Source organism: Gluconobacter sp. P1D12_c, from assembly GCF_018812105.1.
In the GTDB taxonomy this organism is placed as follows: Bacteria; Pseudomonadota; Alphaproteobacteria; order Acetobacterales; family Acetobacteraceae; genus Gluconobacter; species Gluconobacter oxydans_A.
Map to the genome: position 1 here is coordinate 1 of NZ_JACSIQ010000690.1, position 394 is coordinate 394.

General features: G+C 44.7%; 1 protein-coding gene. It reads right to left on the minus strand.

What is annotated here, in order from left to right:
* The coding region (locus KP705_RS18755) for a hypothetical protein (protein ID WP_215765398.1) at positions 1–284 on the minus strand (284 nt) is incomplete at its 3' end.
* Positions 285–394: the final 110 nt, after the last annotated feature.

The following is a 394-nucleotide window of genomic DNA, read 5'->3' on the forward strand; positions in this document are numbered from 1 at the left end:
TTGTGAATTTTTGTTTTTAGTGATGAATTACTCGCTTTCAACTTCTCATTTTGATTCTTCAATAAATGAATTTCATTTTCACGAGACTTCGCACCATCATCAAAACGGCTTTTCGTGAATGACTCAGAAACCTGAACAACACCACCAGCAACAGCAGAAGAAACAGCACCAACCAACGGGCCCGCCTTCTCAAACTTTTCAGCCTTAGCTTTTGCAGCATCAACACGCTTTGCAACAGCACGTCCATCAGCCAGAGCAATAGCTAAAGTCTTGGCTTGTTGCATCTACTGGTTCCACTGGTCCCGAGTGAAACGCCTACGACCTGGACCAATACGAGTTAAGCCAGAAGGCTTCCCGACCTTATCCCAATAACTGTCCTGCCAATCTCTAAACG